General features: G+C 58.2%; 1 protein-coding gene. It reads left to right on the top strand.

All coding sequences use genetic code 11. The features are described 5' to 3' along the window. The first annotated feature begins 105 nt into the window (after positions 1 to 105). On the top strand, positions 106 to 1,221 hold the full coding sequence (locus tag ACSQ3J_RS31280) for an IS110 family transposase (protein ID WP_436041194.1): 1,116 nt from the start codon (positions 106 to 108) through the stop codon (positions 1,219 to 1,221). Positions 1,222 to 1,505 lie beyond the last annotated feature (284 nt).

Here is a 1,505-nt window from a genome sequence, read left to right as displayed (position 1 = left end):
TAAGACCGTATGTCCGTCTTCGTAGCTGAGGTGGCTCGCCCTACACTGGTCTTCCGAGGGTTGCTCGGATAGGCCGAGCCGATCCTCATCACAGGAGGACGAGCCGTGGCAGATTATAGAGAAGTATTTGTCGGAATCGATGTTGCCAAGCTGAAGAACGCGATTGCTGTTGCCGAAGCTGGCCGGGATGGAGAGGTTCGCTTTTGGGGTGAGGTTGATGCGTCCGATACCAGCATGCGCCGTATCATCCAGCGGATAGCCGCAAAGTTTGACCGCATTCATTTCTGCTACGAGGCGGGCCCGACCGGGTATGGCCTCCATCGGCTGATCCAATCCCTTGGCCATGAATGCATGGTTGTCGCCCCATCATTGATTCCAAGGAAGCCTGGCGACCGGGTGAAGACGAACCGTCGAGACGCACTCGCGCTCGCCCGGCTATTGAGGGCCGGCGAGCTTACGGCAGTGTGGGTTCCCGACGAGGGCCATGAGGCTATGCGCGATCTTGTTCGTGCTCGAGCTGCTGCTGTCGAGACATTACGGGTTCATCGGCAACAGGTAGGTGCCTTTATGCTCAAGCATAGTCGCATCTATCCACGCAAGAAGGGCTGGACAATGCGATATCTGTGCTGGCTGCAGGAGCAACAGTTCGATCACCCCGCGCATCAGATCGCTTTGCAGGAAATGGTTGAGGCGGTCCGCATCTCGAAGGAGCGTGTCGAACGGCTGGAGAAGGTGATTGAGGAGTTTCTACCCACTTGGTCTCTTGCGCCCGTCGTTCGAGCACTACAGACGTTACGAGGGGTCGATTTGATCGTCGCTGTCACCTTCGCAACAGAGGTCGGTGACGTCACCCGATTTGAAAGCCCCCGCCAACTGATGGGCTATCTCGGCTTGGTTCCTGGTGAACGATCAACGGGTGAGACAGTCAGACGGGGCTCAATCACCAAGGCAGGCAATGGACGTGTTCGGCACATGCTGGTCGAGAGCGCTTGGACATATCGCCATCCGCCGAAGGTTGGCGCGAGGAAGCTGTACCGTATGGAGCAAGCTCCATCGAGAGTGCGGGAGATCGCATGGAAAGCCCAAAGCCGGTTGACAGCTCGCTATCGTGTGTTGACCGGACGAGGAAAGCGAACGACGGTGGTTTGTACCGCCATTGCCCGCGAGCTGAGTGGCTTCATGTGGGCCGTTGCAAGGGAGGCGCAGTCGATCAAATCGTAGATCGCCGCATCGAACTTGCACCTCGCGCATGGGCGGAGGCGGGACAACGGCAGGGGAACACCCGTCATCCGCTTTGTGGCCGACACTTGATCGACGCCCGCAGTAAGATAGGAACAGCCCCGGACGCACAATCGGGAATGCGGTACCCAACCCGCGCATCAGAGCTTGATCACCGACGTCCTTGAGTTCCGCCTCCACCCATGCGCGATCATTACCATTAACAGCCGCTGCTTGAAGCGGGAGGTTCCTTGCGCTCAAAGCATTGACAACGGACATCAGAGCGG

This window comes from Rhizobium sp. LjRoot98, assembly GCF_964252935.1.
Taxonomy (GTDB): Bacteria; Pseudomonadota; Alphaproteobacteria; order Rhizobiales; family Rhizobiaceae; genus Pararhizobium.
Note: the sequence above shows the minus strand (reverse complement) of the source record. Positions and strands in the feature narration are given on the sequence as shown.